Origin of the sequence: Rickettsia endosymbiont of Lasioglossum villosulum (assembly GCF_964026455.1) — a bacterium.
Lineage (GTDB): Bacteria > Pseudomonadota > Alphaproteobacteria > Rickettsiales > Rickettsiaceae > Rickettsia.
This window is the reverse complement of the sequence record NZ_OZ032152.1, coordinates 875,882-894,847: the sequence shown is the minus strand read 5'-3', so window position 1 is coordinate 894,847 and position 18,966 is coordinate 875,882. Positions and strand designations below refer to the sequence as shown.

Here is an 18,966-nt window from a genome sequence, read left to right as displayed (position 1 = left end):
GTCATTGCGAGGAGTGAAGCGACGAAGCAATCTCAGGAATTTTGCACTACTTCATGAGATTGCCACGCAGCCTTTGACTGCTCGCAATGACGATTCGGTATCTACGCATCTCCTCGCAATGACGTCTAATGACACCAAAATAAATTAATAAAATAGGTATTTATAGATAATGTTTGTGGATAAAACTTTGTTGATTACCGGAGGTACCGGTTCATTTGGTAATGCGGTGCTTTCTCGTTTTCTAAAAAGCGATATTATTAACGATATTAAAGAAATTAGAATTTTTAGTAGGGATGAAAAAAAGCAAGAAGATATGCGTATTGCTTTAAATAACCCAAAACTCAAATTCTATATCGGGGATGTGCGTAATTACAATAGCATTGATGACGCAATGAGAGGTGTAGATTACGTATTTCATGCTGCTGCTTTAAAGCAAGTTCCAACTTGTGAATTTTATCCGATGGAAGCAATAAATACGAATATTTTAGGTGCTGAAAATGTTTTAAGAGCCGCTACTAACAATAAAGTTGCAAAAGTTATAGTACTTAGCACTGATAAAGCCGTATATCCAATTAATGCAATGGGTTTATCTAAAGCGTTAATGGAAAAGCTAACAGTAGCAAAAGCACGTATGAATGTGAAAGATAAAACAGTGTTTTGTGTTACTAGATATGGTAATGTTATGGCATCAAGAGGGTCGGTAATTCCTTTATTTATTAATCAAATTAAGCAAAATAAGGATTTAACTATTACAGAGCCTTCAATGACGCGTTTTTTAATGTCGTTAGTTGATTCTGTAGATTTAGTTTTATATGCGTTTGAGCATGGTCGCCAAGGTGATATTTTTGTACAAAAATCTCCGGCTAGTACTATTGAAATACTCGCAAAAGGGTTACAAGCAATATTTAACAGTAAAAATAAAATACGTTTTATCGGCACACGTCATGGTGAAAAACATTATGAATCTTTAGTATCATCGGAAGAAATGGCGAAAGCCGAGGATTTAGGTAATTACTACCGCATTCCTATGGATGGACGTGATCTTAATTATGCAAAGTACTTTGTTGAGGGTGAAAAGAAAGTAGCACTTTTAGAGGATTATACCTCACATAATACAAAACGTTTAAATCTAGAAGAAGTCAAAGAGTTGTTACTAAATCTTGATTATATTCAAGAGGAGCTAAAAAATGCTTAAGGTAATGACTATTGTCGGTACTCGTCCTGAGCTTATTAAGCTGTGTTGTGTGATCTCTGAGTTTGATAAACATACCAAACATATTCTAGTTCATACCGGTCAAAATTATGCATACGAATTAAATCAGGTTTTTTTTGATGATATGGGAATCAGAAAACCAGATTATTTTTTAGAGGTTGCAGCAGATAATACAGCAAAATCTATAGGACTTGTTATTGAAAAAGTAGATGAAGTTCTTGAAAAAGAAAAACCTGATGCTGTGCTATTTTACGGTGATACTAATTCTTGTCTTTCTGCAATTGCTGCTAAACGTCGTAAGATTCCAATTTTTCATATGGAAGCAGGAAATCGCTGCTTTGACCAAAGAGTACCAGAAGAAATAAACCGCAAAATCATTGATCACATTAGCGATGTTAATATTACATTAACCGAGCATGCAAGACGTTATTTAATTGCTGAAGGGCTACCGGCTGAGCTTACCTTTAAATCAGGTTCACATATGCCAGAAGTACTTGACTGCTTCATGCCTAAAATATTAAAGTCAGATATTCTAGATAAATTATCACTCACACCAAAACAATATTTCTTAATTAGTTCGCATCGTGAAGAAAATGTAGATGTCAAAAATAATTTAAAAGAATTACTACATAGTCTACAAATGCTTATTAAAGAGTATAATTTCCCGATAATTTTTTCTACGCATCCGAGAACTAAAAAAAGACTTGAAGATTTAGAAGGGTTTAAAGAGCTTGGAGATAAAATAAGATTTTTACGGGCTTTTAGTTTTACTGATTATGTAAAATTACAAATGAATGCTTTTTGTATTTTATCCGATAGTGGTACTATCACTGAAGAGGCATCAATACTTAATCTGCCGGCTTTAAATATTAGAGAGGCTCACGAACGTCCTGAAGGAATGGATGTCGGCACGTTAATTATGTCCGGTTTTAAGGCTGAGCGGGTATTACAAGCGGTAAAGACTATTACTGAAGAACATGATAACAATAAACGTTCGCCAGCTATAGTGCCTGATTATAATGAAGCAGGGCTTGTATCTAAGAAGATATTACGTATAGTTTTAAGTTATGTAGATTATATTAACCGCACAGTATGGCATAAGTAAATTGTATTGTGAGAGTGGTGTCATCTAGTTGCTTGTACCTTAGGTATCCAGAAAATAAATAAAAATACTAATATCATTAGTATTTTTAACTGGACCCCGTGAACAAGTCACGGGGTGACAATAGTGCAAGTGATCCATGCAAGAATAACATAACATTCAAGTAAAATAATAGGTGTAGTAATGAATACTAAAAGATTTTCACAGCAACAAATGAAAAATTTTGCAGAAGAAAGCATAAAAAAAATAATAAATGCAGCAAAAGAAAAAGAGTATTTTTTATCGCCTTTTAAACATTTAGTAATTGATAATTTCTTATCCTTAGAACTCGCTAAAAGCTGTTTAGACGATTTTCCGAATCCTAAAGAAAAGCAATGGGATATAGCGAATGATAAAGATATAGAAATTAAACAAAGATCAACTTGGAAATCTGAATTTGATATACCAGATGGCATTGTTGATACAATACGTTTATTTAATTCATCGGATATGCTTTATGCACTTGCAGAGCTTTTTGAAATTCCGAAACTTATTCCTGATCCTTATTTTACTGGTGGTGGGCTTAATATAACAATGCCTGGTGGTTTGTTAGATGTGCATGTTGATGGAAATTATCATGATGCAACAGGTCTTAATCGTCGTATGAATGTTATTTTATATTTAAATCCTAACTGGCAAAAAGGGTGGGGTGGAGAATTTGGTATATATGATGAAAATGGTGATAAATGTGTAAAAAGAGTAGAGCCGCTTTTTAATCGTTTAGTTGCCTTTGATACTCATGATAAAAGTTATCATGGTCTTCCTGATCCATTAAATTTTCCTGAAGGTGAATATCGTAAATCTATTATACTAAAGCTCCACGTGATGAAGCTAATGATATTATAAAAGAGCCACATAGAGCTTTATGGAAAAAGCATGATTTTACTGATAAAGATAGAAATCTTACTAGAAAATATTATTAACTTTACAGCAAGTTTAAAATGAAGATATTACAAGTAAATGGTTATGAATCACCAGGAAGTCGTTTTCATGGTTTAGCTATTACACCTCTTTTAAAAGAATATGGCATAGATTCCAAACATCTGATTTGGAAAAGAGATACCAATAACCCTGAGGTGTTATCTTTTAGCAAAAAAGATCATATAATAAATAACTTTTTGTATGTAGCAGAAAATATTTTATCGTTGCAATCAATTTTATATCGTAATGCTTTACAAATGATAAAGATGCCTGAGTTTCAAGAAGCTGATCTTATACATCTTCATATTATTCATTCTCGGTTTTTTAGCATAAATCACCTACCTGAAATAACTAGGTTAAAACCAACAGTTTGGACTTTGCACGATCCTTGGGCAATGACAGGACGTTGCGTTTATCCAATGGGTTGCACTGGATGGGAAAAAAATTGTGGTGTTTGCCCTGACCTTAAAACCCCATTTCCAATGAGAGTAGATAATAGTAGATCTTTATTTGATAACAAACGAAAAATCTATGAAAAATCCAATTTTAATTTAATTGTAGCATCAAAATGGATGAAGAATATGGTTGATACTTCACCTTTATTTGATAAAGAAGTTAAGGTTCATCATTTACCTTTCGGTTTGGATTTAAAATTTTTCTCTCCTGATCATACTAAAAAAGCAAGAGAGTGTTTTAATATTAGCGATGATAAGATAGTGATTTGTTTCCGCTCGGAAGATACTCCTTTTAAGGGTTACCGCTATATTATGGATGCGTTAGAAAAGTTGGAAACTACAAAATCTATATGTCTATTAACAGTTGGTAGACATAATTTGTTAGAACGATTTAGAGGAAGATTTGAAATAATAGAACATGGCTGGACTAATGATGATGTTTTACTCCGAGATGTTGTAGCTGCTTCTGATATTTTCTTGATGCCCTCCGTTGCAGAAGCATTCGGCGTTATGGCAATAGAAGCAATGGCATGCGGTAAGCCAATAATAGTTTTTGATGAAACATCATTACCTGAGGTAACTTTTGCCCCTGACATTGGTATTTCTGTTCCAATGCGTGATAGTAACGCTTTATCAAATGCAATAAAACATTTAGTTGACAGTCGAGAAGAGCGTTTAGAACGAGGTAGTAAAGGAAGAAAGGCAGCTGAGTTACACTATAATCAAGATATGCATATAAAAAATTTAGTAGATATTTATAAGGAAGCTCTGAATAAATGAAGATTTTACTTTTAACTGATATACCTCCTTGTGATAATTATACTGCAGGGTTGGTATTAAAACCTTTAGTAAAATTTCTACCTTTAGATCAAATTGTTATATGTACAGTTTCACATTCGTCTTTAGAATTTAAAATACCAGAAGAATTAGATAAGATTCCTCATTTAAAATTATTCAAACCTAGCGAATCAGTTACAAGATTTAAAGGAAAGAAAATAAAAACTTTAATTTCTTATGGTATTGAGCTACTTCGTGCCTTAAAAGTAAAATATTTTTTACTTCCTAAGATTATTAATTTTGCCAAAAAACATAAAGTTGATACTATATGGATTATATTGCAAGGTCAAACTATAGTTAGGCTAGCACGTCCTTTAGCTAAAAAACTCTCAGTTCCTTTATATACGCAGGTATGGGATCATTTTGAATGGTGGTTACGCAGTCATTATATTGATAAATATACCAGCAAAAGACTCTTAGAAGAATTTGATGAAGTACTCAAATATAGTACTTGTTGTGCTACCGCCTCTTGGGGGATGTCTAAGGAGTATGAAGCTAAATATAATATACCAACTATACCGATAATTGCTAGTTTACCTAAAGAATTAGTTAAACCTCCTGCTACTGCTTCACATGAAGATAGAGATGTTTTTATAATTGCAATAGCAGGGCAGTTATATGCTCAAGATGCATGGATGAGTTTTATTAATGCGTTAAATGAGGCTAATTGGATAATAGGGGAAAAGCGTATTTTAGTCCGTATTATTGGACGTTCTGAAGTTTCTACACAAAAATCGGAAAATTTTGAATATTTAGGATGGCGTCTGCAAGAGGAAGCTATCACTTTATTATCAGATTCAGATCTTTTATATCTTCCATATTGGTTTTCAGAAGAATTTTATAAAGAATCATCTACTAGTTTTCCAGGAAAATTAGTTACATATTTTGCAGCCGGTAGACCAGTTTTTTGTCATGCTCCTGACTATTCCTCCCCAAGTAAATATATAGCAAACAATAATGCAGGGTATTTATGTAATTCATTAGATACGGCAAAAATATTAAATATTTTAGAAAAAGCTGTAACTGATACTAGTTCTTATAATATTTTTACTAAAAATGGATATAATTGCTTCTTACAAGATTTTACATTAGAGCGTATGAAAGAAAATTTTTTTAAATTTTTAAATATGAAAGGTAGTAAATGACGATGAAAATAGATAATAACCGTATTGTTTGGGTAGATTTAGTAAAAACTCTAGCTATTGTTATGGTGGTATTACTTCATTCTATAGCTCCATCATTCTATAAATATTCATCTATCCCTTTTTCTAAAAGTTTTATTTTATCTAATTTTATTGATTCTTTTTGTAGAGTAGCTGTTCCTTTATTTATATTAACTTCAGGTTTTTTAGCACTTAAAGGTAATATATCTATAGAAAAATTATGGTATAAAATCAAAAGATTATTAATTCCATTAATATTTTGGAGCACCTTATATAAATATTGGATTTCTTATAATACTAGCGAGACATTTAATATTTTTTCTGCGTTAAATAGTATCTTTCGTAAGCCTGCAATGTATCATTTAGGCTTTGTTTATTATATGCTTGGAGTTTATTTACTATTTCCAATTCTTGCTTTAATTGTTAACGAAATGCTTAAAAGTAAAAAATTTGCTTGTTATTTTCTAGTATTATGGTTTGCAATTAATTCTGTTAATTACTATTATTTATTTTCGATAATAAAGTGGATGGCAATTAATAATTTTTTTAGTTATTCTGGTTATGCAGTTTTAGGGGCGTATTTAATAAGGAAAAATATTGGGTTAAAGTTTTCTCGCTATTATTGGTTAATTTTATATTTGCTAGTAAGTAGTGTTACGTTTATTATAACTTGGATTTTAAATGTAAATTCTGTTAATCCTGATGAGAAAGCTTATTGGTATTTATCTCCGAACGTTGTTATAGCAGCTATAGGGATGTTTTTAGCATTGCAAAATATTAATATACCAGTAAAGTATAATATATTACTAAAATGTATTTCTGAGAATTGTTTTGTTATTTTCTTTTTGCATGTATGGATATTAGTTAAATTAGAAAGTAAAATGATAAGTTTCTCGAGCTTTAATCCAACAAACTATCCAATATTTGGTAGTATAGTTTTAGCAGTTATTACTTTTATAGCTAGTTTGCTAATTAGTATAGTAATTAGAAAAATTCCTCATTCTCAAAAATTAGTTGGATGAAAAATACATATTTCCCGTTAGTTTCCATTATTATTCCGGTATATAATGGGGCAAATTATATGCGTGAAGCAATAGATAGTGCTTTAGCTCAAACATATAAAAATATTGAAATTATAGTCGTTAATGATGGCTCAAAAGATAATGGGAAAACGGAAGAAATAGCATTATCATATGGTGATCAAATACGTTATTTTTCTAAAGAAAATGGTGGATGTGCTTCGGCTTTAAATGTCGGCATAAAAAATATAAAAGGTGAGTATTTTTCTTGGCTTAGTCATGATGATCTATATTATCCTAGTAAAATTGAACATCAAATTAATATATTAAATAAATTAGATAACAAAGATACCATAATTTATGGTGGTTATGAGCTAATTGATGAAAAATCCCGTTCTTTACGTTTTATAAAACCTGATGAGAAATATCCAAAAGAAAAATTAAATATATCATTATTTGCTCTTTTACGTGGATTAGCATATGGTTGTACTTTATTAATACCGACTATATATTTTCAAAAAATTGGGTTATTTGATGAGTCACTAAAACATACTCAGGATTATGATTTATTTTTTAAGATTTTTCGAATAGCAACAATTCATTTCGATTCTCAAATTCTTGTAAAATGTCGTCAACATCCAAATCAAAGTAGTCGTATCGTTCCTAACCAGTTAGAAGAATGTGAAGTGTTATGGACGGGTTTTTTAAAAGAATTAACAGAGCAAGAAATGCTGACCATGGGTGGTGGCTCAATAGCAGCGTTTCTATTCGATACTATAAATTTTTTAAAATACAGTACTCCCTATAAAAAATCAGAACAATTAGCTTTAGAGATGGTAAATAAATATTTAAATAATACAAAAGTTACCGTGATTATTCCTCTATATAATAGAATAAATTGGACTATAGAGGCTATAGAAAGTGTGCTTATTCAAACTCATAGAAATTTTGAAGTGCTAGTAATAGATGATGGATCAACTGATGATGTATCAAAATTGATTGAAACCTGTAAAAAAGATGAAAGAATACAATATTTTCGTAGAGAAAATAAAGGCGTTAGTTCAGCTCGTAATTTTGGAATTGAAAAAGCTACCGGAGAATATATTGCTTTTCTTGATTCGGATGATTTATTTATGCCGGATAAAATAGAAACTCAATTAAGGTATATGGCAGAAAATGATAAATCATTTTCTCATACTTCTTATCAAAAAGTAGATGAGCAACTAAAATATCTTTCTTCTGAGGATTCAGGTACTTTTTCTGGACAATGTTTTCCCCAGATTATTAATTACTGTCCAATAGCAGTGCCGACAGTTATGGCTAAAACTTCTGTATTTAGACAAAATTTATTTCCTGAAAATATTAGAAATGGTGAAGATTTTTGTGTATGGATTTCTATTGCAAGTAAGGATCTGATAGGTGGTATTAATAAAGAATTATCACAAGTAAGAATAACTAGTACTAATACTTTGTCAAATCCTAGAAAACATGCAGAAAGTTTAATAAACACAGCATCTTATATTATTAGTCATCCTTATTTAAATAAATATAGCTCCCTAACTGTTGGTTTATTATCAAAAGCTATAACCAAATTAAAATCATTAAAAGAAGATGATGTTACAAAGAGCGACTCTAGTGGTATAAAAAAAATACTATTAGGTTTTTCTAATATACCAAGTTTAATTAGGTTAGCCATTTATTCTATAAAATATAATGGAATGCATGCAACTATATCTAGAATAAGTATATGGCTTAAAAGAAGCAGATCTAAGTAATTTACTCATTAAGTATTTTTACTTTTGCACCATCGCTTATTTGAGGCATGCCCTCTGTAACGATTATATCGCTGTCTTTGATGTTATCGGAAATAATCTCGATTAAGCCATTGGTTCGTAAACCAGTTTTTACATATAGTTGTTTTGCTATATCACCATCTATTTTATAGACAAAATTACCTTGATTATTACGTTGTATAGATTTTTCTGGTACAGCTAAATTTTCATGCGGGTTGATTATCAACTTAACATCTACATAGCTATTATGTAAAATATTTGTATTATTTGGTAAGGCAATTTTAGCGGTTATAGTACCATTATTTGATAAATAGTGTGAGATAGCAAAAACCTCACTATGGATTTTGCCATTAACTATTGCTTTTGTGCCGGCAAAGACCTTGCCGCTTAAAGATTCTGGTAATTCAATAATAACACTTTGTGATTTATCAGCTCCTGTAATACTAAAAAGATAATCACCTATTTTTACTTCATCACCAACCATAGGTTTTATCACACCTATTTTACCATTAAAAGGAGCGGTAATTATCATGTCATTGTAGGTTTTAAGAGCTATTGTATAATTAAATTTAGCCTCTTCAAGCTCGCTTTTCGATTTTTTATGTTCTTGGCTACTTACATATTTCTTTGCAAATAAAGCCTCTTTTCTATTATACTCTTCCTGCTTTGTATTTAATAAAGCCTCGGCTTTTGATTTAGTAGTTTCCGCTACATCTCTATCTATAACTAGTAATATATCACCTTTTTTAACTATTTGTCCTTGCATAGCTGAAATTTTTTCAACAGTACCAGCAGCATTAGCATAATAATCACGGCTATTATTATTTTGGCATCGTCCTACAATATTGAAGACTTCATAAAGCTCAGCTGTTTCTGCTTTAGTAACTTTTACTCCTGTAATTTTTTCTTCTATTTTTTTACTTGCAATAGTAGAAAGCGAAAAAAATAGGACAAAAAGGATGATAAGTTTTGTAGGCATAATTAATATTATTTATTTAATTTTTTAAGTTCGTGATCCGTTAACCATTTATATTCTTTTTCTAGAATCTCAAATCTAATTTTTTCTAGTTGTTCGTTAAGATCAGGTTCAGGAACTATTGCAGAACCCATAAACTCAAATCCTTGGTAATTAATTTTTAGTTTACTACATGTCTTTTGTAATGATAATAAATTTTCTTCTATATCATCTATAAATATTATTGATTTCGGAGAATAATTTGTTTTTTGCAACACATATTCAAGCACAGCTCCCTTATCATATTCTGCGGTGTAAATTATCCCATCTTTTAAAATAGGATCACCATAACCGGCATTAAAATCTTTTATTACTACTTCGTCATTTAAAGGTGATAATTCTTGAAGATTCAATTTTAATGAAGTTAGTTCTCGTACTCTCCACTCTATCATATCTTCAATTACGCCAAATTTACCGGTAGGAAGCTTTGTAAGACCCATTGCTGGAATATTTTTTTCTTTAAGTAAAGCAAATATGGTTAAAATATCGTCATTCACAAACCTAGCTTTGCGGTCCTTTAGAACTACGCTCATTAATAATTCGCATTCTTTACGAGAGAGCCTTTTTTCAATGTCATTTACTAATATTTTGCGGTAATCATGCGTTAATCTAGATTCATCTGAATCCATCACTATTACTTCATCAACATCAAAAAGCACTAGATAAGTTCCATCTGCTTTTTCTATTGCTTTTATAACTTCTTTAAAATCGTGAATTTTATTTATTTTACTAAACATATTTATTATTTTCTTTATTTAATTTTTTGTAATTAGCATTATTGTATGTATTAGCTTTTCCGTCATTGCGAGTAAAAACTATAAGTTTTGTACGTTCGCAATCTCAGGAGTCCTGCTTTACGAGATTGTCACGCTCCTTATAGTCGCTCGCAATGACATGGATCAATTCCTCTAAAGAATTTGTCATAACCTTTAAGTCCTCTTCTCTAGATAGGTTATGTTTTGCATCTTTAACTAATTTCAGTATTATCTGTTTACTTGTTATTTTTTCTAACAGCTTAAGAGAAATATCATAAGGTACATCTTCATCTAACATGCCATGGATTAAATGTACCGGAATATTTATATCAATTTTGTTCTTTGTCAATAGTAAATGCTTTCTTGCATCTTCTATTAATTTATAGCTAATAGGATATCTATGTTCACAACTTCTACCTGATATTTCTAGCACACTTTCTTTTTGTATTCTAGATTGATCTGTTGGCGATAGATTGTGCCAAATATCTTCCGTAAAATCAGCCGCAGGGGCTAAACAGATAAGTCCTTTAACTTTATTTGGAAACTTTAAAGCTGCAAGAAGTGCAAGCCATCCTCCCATGCTTGAGCCGACTATTATGGCTTGATCATCAATTAATTCATCTAAAACTAGAGTTACTCCTTCTAACCAACTACTAATAGTTTGATCTGTAAATTGTCCTGTAGCATAACCGTGACCAAAATTATCAAAAATAGTAAAATTATAATTGTTTTTTTTACAATAATCTATTAAATAGAGAGCTTTAGATGAATGCATACCTGACATTAAGCCGTGTAAAAAAGTTACAGGTGGAATATTTGTATTAACAATTCTATAATTATTATAGACAACAAATTTGTCTTGTGTTCTAGTATAAAGCTTGTGCATTTTAAATAATTATTTAAACAGATGAAATTATAATGCCTTCATTAAATTCAAGTAAACGATACAATAAATATACTATTTTGCAAGTAGTTCCTGCTTTAGTTTCAGGAGGAGTTGAGAGAGGGACTATAGAAGTTGCAAAATATCTTAAAGTTCTTGGTCATACTCCGATTATAATTTCAGCTGGCGGTGCTTTAGTTAAAGAGTTAGATAATGAGGATATACTACATATTCAAATGAATAGTAGTAGTAAAAACCCTTTTGTAATTCTAAGTAATGCTAGGTTAATAGCTGAAATAATCAAAAAATATAAGGTTGATATAGTTCATACAAGGTCAAGAGCTCCGGCATGGAGTTCATATCTAGCAGCAAAATGGACGAATACTAAGTTTTTAACAACCTTTCATGGTATTTATAACGCTCCTAATGATTTAAAGAAATATTATAATAGTATAATGTTAAAGGGAGAGAAAGTTATTGCCGTATCCAATTTTGTGAAGCAGCATTTACTTAAAAATTATAATGTTGATGAAAGTAAAATAGTGGTAATTGAGCGTGGTGTAAATTGTGATTATTTCGATCCAGCAAATTTAACACCAGAAAGGCTTAAAAAATGTCGTGATAAATATGATGCTCCAGATAATGTACCAATAATATCAATGCCCTCGAGAATGACTAACTGGAAAGGGCATCTTGTTTTAGTAGAGGCATTAAGCAAATTAAAGCACAGAAACTTTTATTGTTTAATGGTCGGTGATTTATCAAGACATCCTAGTTTTACTAATAGAGTAAAAGAACTTATCGCAAATTTAAAACTTCAAAATAAAATTCAAATTTTTGGTAATGATTCTGATATCATAAATCTATATGGTATTTCTGACATTATTGTTTCTGCTTCGATTGAGCCTGAAGCCTTTGGGCGTACTATCATTGAAGGGCAGGCGATGGAAAAGCTTGTTATTGCCACTAATATTGGTGGAGCTACTGAAACAATAAATGATAATGTAACAGGTTTTCACGTAAAGCCGAATGATGCTGAAGATTTAGCTCAAAAAATTGATCATTGCTTATCTATTCTAAATACTGAAGAAGCTAAGAAAATTCAAACTGCCGCAAGACATACTGTAATTAATGACTTCTCTCTTGATTTAATGCTCCGAAAAAATCTTGAAGTTTATAAAGAAGTTTTAAAAAACTCCCATAATTCAAAAACGATGCCATAAATTTAAGATTTTCTAATAAAATCACTTATTCCTCGTTCTCTATAATTGATAAAGCAATTAATAATCTCTCTTTTTCTTCTATATTTATTTTTATTTTACCCTTGCATTAAAGCGATTAGGCAGCTATTTTTATTTTATTGTTTTTTTAAACTTAAAGGAAATAATTTATGTCGACAAATGGGCAAGACAGTAACGCAAATAATAATGATACAATAGAGATACAAGAAACTGAAGTTGTACCTGTAGAGACTACGAATTCTTTACAATCGGGGTTAACAAGCTTAATACCGATGGTTTTAATTTTTGCTGTTTTTTATTTCTTACTATTACGTCCGCAAGAAAAACGTCGTAAAGAAAGAGAGAAGTTAGTAAGCGAAGTTAAAAAGGGTGAAGAAGTTCTAACAAATAGCGGTATTTACGGGATCGTTACTAAAGTTAGCGAAAGTGAACCTAATATTGAAGTTGAGATAGCAAAAGATGTACGTATTAAAGTTTTAAAAAGTGCTATTGTTGATATAACTAGCCGTTCTAAAGATGTAGCAGTTAAAAAGGAAGACAGTAAAAATAATAAAAAAGATAAGAAGGTAAGCGGTGCAAAATCTTCCTAAGTGGAAAATTTTCCTTTCAATTATATGTACGATTTTTGCAGTTATTTGTGCTTTACCGAATTTTACACAGGTAAAGTCCAAATATCTGCCTCATGATTCAGTAAATTTAGGGCTTGACCTTAGGGGTGGGGCCCATTTATTGCTTGATGTTGATTTCGATACTTATCTCAATGACACTATGGAAAATTTAGCCGATACTTTACGTAAAAGCTTCCGTGAAGATAAAATTGGTTATAAAAATCTATTGGTTAAGCAGAATAATATTCAGTTAGAGCTGAGATCACAGGAAGAATTAAAGCCATTAAAGAAAATAATTAGCAAAATTGATCCTGAGATTAATGTTGAAGCAAATGATAATAGAATAAAGCTTTCCTATAGCGAATCTAGATTAAGTGAGCTACTTAATAAAGTAGTCGATCAATCTATTGAGATTATCAGAATGCGAGTTGATAGTACCGGCACTAAAGAGCCTATACTACAAAAACAAGGTGATAGACATATATTATTACAAGTTCCTGGTGAAGAAGATCCAACCTATTTAAAAAATATCTTAGGTAAAACTGCTAAGCTAACTTTTCACTTGGTTGATAAAAATGCCAATGTTGAAGAAGCAGTAAAAGGTCATGTGCCTATGGGTTCAATGCTTGTTCAAGGGGATAGAATGGGTTATTTAGTTGTAAAGAAAAAAGCTATTTTAGGTGGTGATTCATTAACAACTGCCGCAGCCTCTTTTGATCAGAATTCACAAGCAGTTGTATCATTTTCTTTTAATAGTTTGGGTAGTAAATTATTTGGTGAAGTTACTAAAAATAATGTTGGAAAGCATCTTGCTATAGTTTTAGATAATAAGCTACTTAGTGCTCCAACAATAAATCAACCAATTATGGGTGGTAGCGGTATAATCTCAGGTGATTTTACTGTTGAATCGGCAAATGAACTTGCGTTATTATTACGTGCCGGCTCACTGCCTGCACCGCTTAAGATTATTGAAGAAAGAAGTATAGGACCGAATCTTGGAGCTGATTCTATAGAATCGGGAAAAAAGGCAGGGATAATTGGTTTTGCAGCAGTTTGTATATTTATGGTCTGGTCTTATGGCTTGCTTGGTTTATTTGCAAATATAGCTTTAAGTCTTGCTATGCTATATGTTTTAGCATTATTGTCGCTTTTCCAAGCTACCTTAACTCTGCCAGGGATTGCTGGGATAATACTTACTATGGGTATGGCTGTTGACGCTAATGTATTGATTTACGAGCGAATAAAGGAAGAGCTAAATAAAGGAACTTCCAACCTTTATGCTATTAAAACCGGTTTTGAGTCAGCCTTTGCTACTATTTTGGATTCTAACCTTACTACTCTGATTGTTGCTTTTCTACTTTATATATTTGGAGTTGGAGCAATAAAAGGATTTGCTGTAGCATTAACAATCGGGATTATATCATCGATGTTTTCAGCAATTATTATTACTAAATTACTAATAGATATTTGGGTAAAATATTTTAAACCTAAAAAACTAGGTCTTGTATAAGATTTGGGGATATAAAAAATGCAATCAAATGTTATAAAAATTATTATTGGAGTTAGTCTATTAATAGGCGTTGGAGCATTATATTTATTATTATCTTTAAAGACTCCAGATAAGCCTCTTGCTGGTCAGGTAAATATTTATGAAGATAACGCAGAAATCGGTGGTGACTTTGAATTAATAGATCAAAATGGTGAAATATTTAGTAGTGATGAATTAAAAGGTAAATTAAGCCTTATATATTTCGGATTTACTAGCTGCCCTGATATATGCCCAACTTCTTTAAATAAAATAACAAAAGCGGTGGAAATTTTAAGCGAAAATAAGATAGATATAGTACCGGTTTTTATTACTATTGATCCAAGCCGCGATACTCCAGCAGTATTAAAGGAATATTTAAAACATTTTCATCCTAAATTTATTGGACTTACAGGTAATGAGAAGCAAATAAGAGAAGTAGCAGATAAGTTTAAGGTTTATTATGCTAAGGCTGCTAGTGAAAATGATAATGACCAAGATTACATGTTAGATCATTCTTCTTTTACTTATCTAATGGATAAAAATGGAAAATATCTAAAGCATTTTTATTTAGATTCTGCTCCTAGCGAAATTATGGAATTTTTAAAAAGTAACTGATGAATAATTATTTGTTAGTAGCATATATATTTACCTTTTTAAGTCTGGGAGTATTGTTAGTTAGTAGCTTTATAAGTTATAAGAAAGAGAAGAAAAATACTGATGCAAAAAGGAGCAAAAAATAGGTTAATAACTATCATTATTTGCTTTTGTTCAGCAGTAATCGGAGTTAGTATAATACTTTATAATTTAGAAAAAAGTATAGTATTTTTCGTGCCACCATCAAAAATTAATGAAGTAGAGCAGGGGAAAGAGCTAAGAGTCGGCGGGCTAGTTAAAGTAGATTCAATAAATAAAATTGCAGCTGATAAAATAAGTTTTGTTATCACAGACAATATTAAAGACTTAGAAATATTATATCAAGGAGTGCTGCCTGCCTTATTTCGTGAGAATCAGGGTATTATCGCTATCGGTAGATTATCGAATGGCAAGTTTATAGCAAGGGAGCTGCTAGCAAAGCATGATGAGAATTACCGACCTCCGAATACTGTCATTCCCGCAGAAGCGGGAATCTAGAAAAAAATCTGTCATACCGCGGCTTGACCGCGGTATCTCAGGACACATTCTATGGCACAAGATCCCGTGATCAAGTCACGGGATGACAATATAATTGACTGAATTCCCGCTTTTGCGGGAATGATAAATGAGCTATTCAATAACATAAAACAATTATAACCAAAAAAATAAAACATGTTCATAGATAAAATTAAAGCAAAAGCAAATAACGACGAAATAAATGTAATCATTGAAATACCGATGAATAGCGGTCCGATTAAGTATGAATTCGATAAAGAATCAGGAGCGGTTTTTGTTGATCGTTTCATGCAAACCACAATGAGTTACCCATGTAATTACGGTTTTATTCCGCATACTCTTTCTAATGATGGTGATCCAGTAGATGTACTTGTTGTATCGCATCATCCAGTAGTGCCTGGCTCAGTAATTAAGTGTCGAGCTGTTGGGGTATTGATGATGGAAGATGAATCGGGTTTTGATGAGAAAATTATTGCAGTTCCAACCTCTAAGCTTGATATTACCTTTGATCATATCAAGGAATTAGATGATGTATGTGAGATGCTTAAGAAACGTATAGTTCATTTCTTCGAGCATTATAAAGATTTAGAAAAAGGTAAATGGGTTAAAGTTACCGGCTGGGAAAGTAAATCCAAAGCTGATAGCCTGATTAATGAGGGAGTAGAGAGAGCTAAGAATTAGTTTTATGTCATTCCTGCCAAGGTGCATGGGTGTCATCCCGCGGCAGCATTGCCCGCGTGGATCATTTTCCCCTGTCATCCCGTGATTTATTCACGGGATCCAGTTAAAAATACTAATAAAATTAGTATTTTTAATTATTTTCTGGATCTAGTTCCCAAGCCACGGTATGACACCGATCACGTTTCTCGCTTTATACTGGATTCCGTGGTCAAGCAACTGGATGACAGAGGAAAAATTGATTCACCCAGGCAACATCTTTTCGCAATGACGTGCTTATGAAAACAATAAAATTATAAACTAGTGACATTATTCAGATCAGGGATTGTAGTAGCATTCTTCACGTTAATTTCTCGCATATTTGGGCTTGTGCGTGAGCAATTTATTGCATCATTATTTGGCTCTACTCAAATGGGTGATAGCATTAATGTTGCCTTTAAATTACCAAATCTATTTAGAAGAATTTTTGCCGAGGGAGCATTATCAAACGTCTTTATCCCTATTTATAATGAAAAAATGCTGATTTCTAAGAAAGCAGCAGGTAGATTTTCTGGTGAGGTCTTTACGCTTTTACTACTCTCATTAATAGTTATAATAGTATTGATGCAAATATTTATGCCGCAATTAATGCTGTTTATAGCTCCTGGTTTTCACGGTAAAAAAGAGAAATTTGAGCTTACAGTATTCTTATGCCGAATTACTATACCTTACTTAATATTTGTATCACTTACAGCTTTATTAGGGGGGATTTTAAACTCGGTAAAACGCTTTGCTGCTTTTGCTTTTTCACCTGTTATCTTAAGCGTATGCGTAATAGTCTGTACATTAATGTTAGATAATTATACAGAGTCTACCATTTCAATCAGCTTATCTTTAATAATTGCCGGAATATTACAAGTCTCTTTTATGTTTGTTTGCGTTAAAAGAGCGGATTTAAGCTTTCCATTTATTTTTAAGCCAAATGATCCAGATGTAAAAAAGCTTTTAATTAATATGGGACCGGCGACCATTAGCTCAGGCGTACAGCAATTAAACCTTTTTATCTCTCAATCTATTGCTAGCTTTATTGAGGGAGCTATCTCCATACTATCTTATGCGGACCGAATTTATCAATTTCCTCTATCAATAATAGGTACTAGCTTTTCAACTATTTTATTGCCTGAATTATCAAAAATATATAAATCAAATGATATAGTAGCTGCCACGAAAGTGCAGAATAATGCAATTAGAATGGGGTTATTTTTATCGCTGCCTGCGACTTTTGGAATTATAATTTTATCGCATCCTATTATTAACGTGATTTACGAAAGAGGCGTTTTTACTTCTCTTGATACTACAAATACGGCTGAGGCTATTTCTGCGTTTGCTTTAGGGCTGCCTGCTTTTATTTTGGCAAAAATTCTAACCCCAATTTTTTATGCTAATAGTGACACTAAAACACCTCTGAAAATAACTCTATTTTCAATAATAATTAATACCAGCATGAATTTATTATTGATGGATTCTTTAAAGCATATCGGTATTGCAGTTGGTACTTCTATTGCAGCTTGGTATAATTTAGGTTTATTATATAGCTATACTAAAAAGCAGAATATGCTACATATAGAACAGGATATAAAATCTTTTTGTATTAAAGTTTTATTATGCTGCACAATTATGTCTATTATGATTGGCTCAATAAAACATTATTTCTTAGAATATTTTTATTCGGAATATTTGCTGATTAAAGTTTTTGCATTAGGAGGTACTATTACAATTGGCATTATAGTCTTTTTTAGTGTAGCTTATTTATTAAAAGTAGTTAAGCATGTTAGAAAGTAGTAAAAATAAATCAAATTATCAAGATTTGCTAAAAACTCTAGCAATCATAGCCATGATCATTGATCATATAGGTTTGTATCTATATCCTGACCTTATTATTTTGCGAATAATTGGTCGTACTGCTATGCCAGTTTTTTGCTTTTTTGCTGGCTATAATTTTCATGATAAGCCAAAATTGCGAATAATAATATGGGGTATTTTACTACAAATTTACACTACAATATTATTCAAGCAGTTTATCACCACAAATATTTTAATCTCTATTTATTTAGGGCAGTGCTATATTTATTGTTTTCGTAAGTCGCTAACTCGTTTCTTCTATAGCGGCTACTGCCATGTTATTATAATGATAATATTATGGTATATAAGTTGGGCTATCATTGATTATGGTACGATTGTAATTGCAATTATGATACTTGGATTTATTGCAAAACATGAACCCAAAAGCCTAAAACTTTGTTGTTTTGTAACAATTCTTATTACTTTAGTACATTCAGCTCTGTTCGTGCTTACTATTTCTTTTAGTGATCTTAATTTCTCAAATTTTGATTTAGTTTTAGATATTATATTATTAACAGCTACATATATATTAATGATCATAAGTAATTATTCAAAAAGAATATTTATAAATTTAAAATGGATCAGCAGAAATGTTATATATATATATATTGTGTGCAAATTATTATTTTGCAGTTTATATTTGTCTATAGCTACACATATGGTTTTAAAAATTGGTAAATAAAAAT

The 18,966-nt window shown here is 31.3% G+C and carries 17 protein-coding genes and 1 pseudogene; 15 read left to right on the top strand and 3 right to left on the bottom strand.

Going from position 1 to position 18,966, the window contains the following annotated elements; all coding sequences use genetic code 11:
- Window positions 1–169 precede the first annotated feature (169 nt).
- The 7 genes from AAGD49_RS04390 to AAGD49_RS04360 all read left to right on the top strand — a co-directional run bounded on the left by AAGD49_RS04390 (window position 170) and on the right by AAGD49_RS04360 (window position 8,524).
- A complete protein-coding gene (locus AAGD49_RS04390) occupies window positions 170–1,195 on the top strand; it encodes a polysaccharide biosynthesis protein (protein WP_341788082.1) in 1,026 nt (341 codons plus the stop codon).
- Window positions 1,188–2,318: a non-hydrolyzing UDP-N-acetylglucosamine 2-epimerase gene (gene wecB, locus AAGD49_RS04385; protein WP_341788081.1), complete on the top strand. Its 1,131-nt coding sequence runs from the start codon at window positions 1,188–1,190 to the stop codon at window positions 2,316–2,318. Before AAGD49_RS04390 ends, wecB begins: the two co-directional genes overlap by 8 nt.
- A gap of 180 nt (window positions 2,319–2,498) precedes the next feature.
- Entirely contained in the window at window positions 2,499–3,200 is a 702-nt protein-coding gene (locus AAGD49_RS04380; protein ID WP_341788080.1) for a 2OG-Fe(II) oxygenase, read from the top strand.
- A 95-nt stretch (window positions 3,201–3,295) separates the two neighbouring features.
- Window positions 3,296–4,510: a glycosyltransferase family 4 protein gene (locus tag AAGD49_RS04375; protein ID WP_341788079.1), complete on the top strand. Its 1,215-nt coding sequence runs from the start codon at window positions 3,296–3,298 to the stop codon at window positions 4,508–4,510.
- Entirely contained in the window at window positions 4,507–5,712 is a 1,206-nt protein-coding gene (locus AAGD49_RS04370; RefSeq protein ID WP_341788078.1) for a glycosyltransferase, read from the top strand. Before AAGD49_RS04375 ends, AAGD49_RS04370 begins: the two co-directional genes overlap by 4 nt.
- Window positions 5,709–6,752: an acyltransferase gene (locus AAGD49_RS04365; RefSeq protein ID WP_341788077.1), complete on the top strand. Its 1,044-nt coding sequence runs from the start codon at window positions 5,709–5,711 to the stop codon at window positions 6,750–6,752. The genes AAGD49_RS04370 and AAGD49_RS04365 overlap by 4 nt, the downstream gene beginning before the upstream one ends.
- Window positions 6,749–8,524: a glycosyltransferase family 2 protein gene (locus AAGD49_RS04360; protein WP_341788076.1), complete on the top strand. Its 1,776-nt coding sequence runs from the start codon at window positions 6,749–6,751 to the stop codon at window positions 8,522–8,524. The genes AAGD49_RS04365 and AAGD49_RS04360 overlap by 4 nt, the downstream gene beginning before the upstream one ends.
- A gap of 1 nt (window position 8,525) precedes the next feature.
- On the opposite strand, the gene AAGD49_RS04355 is transcribed toward AAGD49_RS04360, so the two are convergent.
- From AAGD49_RS04355 to AAGD49_RS04345, 3 genes are all read right to left on the bottom strand, one after another.
- Entirely contained in the window at window positions 8,526–9,524 is a 999-nt protein-coding gene (locus tag AAGD49_RS04355; protein WP_341789223.1) for an efflux RND transporter periplasmic adaptor subunit, read from the bottom strand.
- 5 nt (window positions 9,525–9,529) lie between these two features.
- Window positions 9,530–10,294, bottom strand: coding sequence for a DUF2608 domain-containing protein (locus tag AAGD49_RS04350; RefSeq protein ID WP_341788075.1), 765 nt, complete (start codon window positions 10,292–10,294; stop codon window positions 9,530–9,532).
- Window positions 10,295–10,397: 103 nt separating this feature from the next.
- Window positions 10,398–11,198 carry an alpha/beta hydrolase gene (locus AAGD49_RS04345; RefSeq protein WP_341788074.1) on the bottom strand — a complete coding sequence of 267 codons (801 nt, stop codon included), beginning with the start codon at window positions 11,196–11,198 and terminating at the stop codon, window positions 10,398–10,400.
- A gap of 32 nt (window positions 11,199–11,230) precedes the next feature.
- Between AAGD49_RS04345 and AAGD49_RS04340 the strand changes: the two genes are divergently transcribed.
- The 8 genes and pseudogenes from AAGD49_RS04340 (at window position 11,231) to AAGD49_RS04300 (ending at window position 18,958) form a co-directional block, all read left to right on the top strand.
- On the top strand, window positions 11,231–12,418 hold the full coding sequence (locus tag AAGD49_RS04340; RefSeq protein ID WP_341788073.1) for a glycosyltransferase family 4 protein: 1,188 nt from the start codon (window positions 11,231–11,233) through the stop codon (window positions 12,416–12,418).
- 167 nt (window positions 12,419–12,585) lie between these two features.
- Complete coding sequence (gene yajC / locus AAGD49_RS04335; RefSeq protein ID WP_045798885.1) at window positions 12,586–13,026, top strand: preprotein translocase subunit YajC; 441 nt, start codon at window positions 12,586–12,588, stop codon at window positions 13,024–13,026.
- Window positions 13,010–14,554, top strand: coding sequence for a protein translocase subunit SecD (secD, locus tag AAGD49_RS04330; protein ID WP_341788072.1), 1,545 nt, complete (start codon window positions 13,010–13,012; stop codon window positions 14,552–14,554). Before yajC ends, secD begins: the two co-directional genes overlap by 17 nt.
- Before the next feature lie 18 nt (window positions 14,555–14,572).
- On the top strand, window positions 14,573–15,187 hold the full coding sequence (locus AAGD49_RS04325) for an SCO family protein (protein ID WP_016948170.1): 615 nt from the start codon (window positions 14,573–14,575) through the stop codon (window positions 15,185–15,187).
- 102 nt (window positions 15,188–15,289) lie between these two features.
- A complete protein-coding gene (ccmE, locus tag AAGD49_RS04320; protein ID WP_341788071.1) occupies window positions 15,290–15,703 on the top strand; it encodes a cytochrome c maturation protein CcmE in 414 nt (137 codons plus the stop codon).
- Window positions 15,704–15,877: 174 nt separating this feature from the next.
- Window positions 15,878–16,402 carry an inorganic diphosphatase gene (gene ppa, locus AAGD49_RS04315; RefSeq protein ID WP_341788070.1) on the top strand — a complete coding sequence of 175 codons (525 nt, stop codon included), beginning with the start codon at window positions 15,878–15,880 and terminating at the stop codon, window positions 16,400–16,402.
- Window positions 16,403–16,702: 300 nt separating this feature from the next.
- Window positions 16,703–18,220 (top strand): murein biosynthesis integral membrane protein MurJ, encoded by a 1,518-nt coding sequence (gene murJ, locus AAGD49_RS04305; RefSeq protein WP_341788068.1) that lies wholly within the window; start codon window positions 16,703–16,705, stop codon window positions 18,218–18,220.
- A pseudogene (locus tag AAGD49_RS04300) lies at window positions 18,207–18,958 on the top strand (TraX family protein). Before murJ ends, AAGD49_RS04300 begins: the two are co-directional and overlap by 14 nt.
- Window positions 18,959–18,966 lie beyond the last annotated feature (8 nt).

What these genes read in the sequence shown, in the direction of transcription:
- AAGD49_RS04380 (WP_341788080.1), top strand. Translation starts at nt 2,499, where the DNA reads ATGAATACTAAAAGATTTTCACAGCAACAAATGAAAAATTTTGCAGAA.
- AAGD49_RS04360 (WP_341788076.1), top strand. Translation starts at nt 6,749, where the DNA reads ATGAAAAATACATATTTCCCGTTAGTTTCCATTATTATTCCGGTATAT.
- AAGD49_RS04340 (WP_341788073.1), top strand. Translation starts at nt 11,231, where the DNA reads ATGCCTTCATTAAATTCAAGTAAACGATACAATAAATATACTATTTTG.
- AAGD49_RS04345 (WP_341788074.1), bottom strand. Translation starts at nt 11,198, where the DNA reads ATGCACAAGCTTTATACTAGAACACAAGACAAATTTGTTGTCTATAAT.
- AAGD49_RS04350 (WP_341788075.1), bottom strand. Translation starts at nt 10,294, where the DNA reads ATGTTTAGTAAAATAAATAAAATTCACGATTTTAAAGAAGTTATAAAA.
- ppa (WP_341788070.1), top strand. Translation starts at nt 15,878, where the DNA reads ATGTTCATAGATAAAATTAAAGCAAAAGCAAATAACGACGAAATAAAT.
- AAGD49_RS04325 (WP_016948170.1), top strand. Translation starts at nt 14,573, where the DNA reads ATGCAATCAAATGTTATAAAAATTATTATTGGAGTTAGTCTATTAATA.
- wecB (WP_341788081.1), top strand. Translation starts at nt 1,188, where the DNA reads ATGCTTAAGGTAATGACTATTGTCGGTACTCGTCCTGAGCTTATTAAG.
- AAGD49_RS04365 (WP_341788077.1), top strand. Translation starts at nt 5,709, where the DNA reads ATGACGATGAAAATAGATAATAACCGTATTGTTTGGGTAGATTTAGTA.
- AAGD49_RS04370 (WP_341788078.1), top strand. Translation starts at nt 4,507, where the DNA reads ATGAAGATTTTACTTTTAACTGATATACCTCCTTGTGATAATTATACT.
- AAGD49_RS04390 (WP_341788082.1), top strand. Translation starts at nt 170, where the DNA reads ATGTTTGTGGATAAAACTTTGTTGATTACCGGAGGTACCGGTTCATTT.
- yajC (WP_045798885.1), top strand. Translation starts at nt 12,586, where the DNA reads ATGTCGACAAATGGGCAAGACAGTAACGCAAATAATAATGATACAATA.
- ccmE (WP_341788071.1), top strand. Translation starts at nt 15,290, where the DNA reads ATGCAAAAAGGAGCAAAAAATAGGTTAATAACTATCATTATTTGCTTT.
- AAGD49_RS04375 (WP_341788079.1), top strand. Translation starts at nt 3,296, where the DNA reads ATGAAGATATTACAAGTAAATGGTTATGAATCACCAGGAAGTCGTTTT.